Source organism: Nodosilinea sp. LEGE 07298 (assembly GCF_015207265.1).
In the GTDB taxonomy this organism is placed as follows: domain Bacteria; phylum Cyanobacteriota; class Cyanobacteriia; order Phormidesmidales; family Phormidesmidaceae; genus Nodosilinea.
On the sequence record NZ_JADEXE010000598.1, the window covers coordinates 1 to 1,137 of the forward strand.

General features: G+C 58.0%; 2 protein-coding genes. One reads left to right on the plus strand and one right to left on the minus strand.

The genetic code is table 11. The features are described 5' to 3' along the window. Positions 1-5 precede the first annotated feature (5 nt). The gene (locus IQ273_RS33315; RefSeq protein WP_194027342.1) at positions 6-596 is read left to right on the plus strand and encodes a 4Fe-4S single cluster domain-containing protein; all 591 of its coding nucleotides are present in this window, start codon (positions 6-8) and stop codon (positions 594-596) included. 28 nt (positions 597-624) lie between these two features. On the opposite strand, the gene IQ273_RS33320 is transcribed toward IQ273_RS33315, so the two are convergent. Next, positions 625-1,137: GNAT family N-acetyltransferase (locus IQ273_RS33320; RefSeq protein WP_194027341.1), on the minus strand; the 513-nt coding region annotated here is incomplete at its 5' end.

Sequence of the window (1,137 nt, forward strand, 5' to 3'; positions counted from 1 at the left end):
TGGTTATGCTTAATATCATGGGCTATGTCAACCGTTCGGAGGTCAATGGCCCTGGAAAGCGGGCTGTGGTGTGGGTGCAAGGTTGCCTGCGGGAATGTCCGGGCTGTTTTAACCCGGCATCTTGGCCCTTTGAAGCTAACCAGATTGTCTCGGTAGATGAGGTGGTGGAACGCATTTTGGCTGACCCTGAAAATGAGGGGGTCACGTTCTCTGGGGGAGAGCCATTTTGGCAGGCTCCAGCCCTGACGATGGTGGCCCGACAGGTGAAGGCCGCTGGGCTCAATACGATGTCGTTTTCGGGGTTTACCCTGGGCCAATTGCAAGGGGCTCAGGCACCACCCGGCGCTCAACAGTTGCTCGGCCAACTCGACATTCTGGTGGATGGCCCTTTTGTAGAATCCCTTGCGATCCATGACCCAATGTCGCCAGTATCGTCGCGCAACCAGCGGGTGCGAGTGTTTAACCCAGCGCTGCAAGACCGCATTAACTGGGCCAGTGACCAGGTTGAGGTACACATCTTCAAAGACGGTAGCCGCCTGGTGACGGGGTACCACGGGCAATTGGGGCTGGGCGATGGAGCCGGGCCTAACCCATAATCTCGGGGCAAACATGGCGATCGCTGCTTCAACCTGAGGGGGTTAAGTCTAGCGTGGCGGATAAAATACCGGGTTCGACTGTGGGTTTGAGCTGAAACCCAACCCGCTTACATAGGTGCTGCATACCACTGTTCTCAGCCAAAATTTCCCCCGTCAGGCGTTTCAGCCCTTCGGTGCGGGCGACCTCGATCAGGCGGCTCAGCAGCTCGGTGCCAAAGCCCTGGCCCTGGTAGGGATCAGCTATTAACATGGCAAATTCGGCCTCGGGCAGGCCGTGCTTTTGGGTGAGACGACAGACGCCGATAATGTTGGGGTCGGGGGTACTCACTTCAGCGACCAGGGCGATCTCGCGATCGTAGTCGTTAAAGCAGATGCGGGTGAGGCGATCGTGGGCGATGCGGGCGCTGCGCTTGATGGTGTGGAAGTAGCGCAGGTAAATGCTGTGGTCAGACACCATATCGTGGAAGGCGATAATCAGCGGCTCGTCTTCGGGGCGAATGGGGCGAATGGTAATGCCGTCACGCCCCGGCCAGATGTATTG

What these genes read in the sequence shown, in the direction of transcription:
- IQ273_RS33315 (WP_194027342.1), top strand. Translation starts at nt 6, where the DNA reads ATGCTTAATATCATGGGCTATGTCAACCGTTCGGAGGTCAATGGCCCT.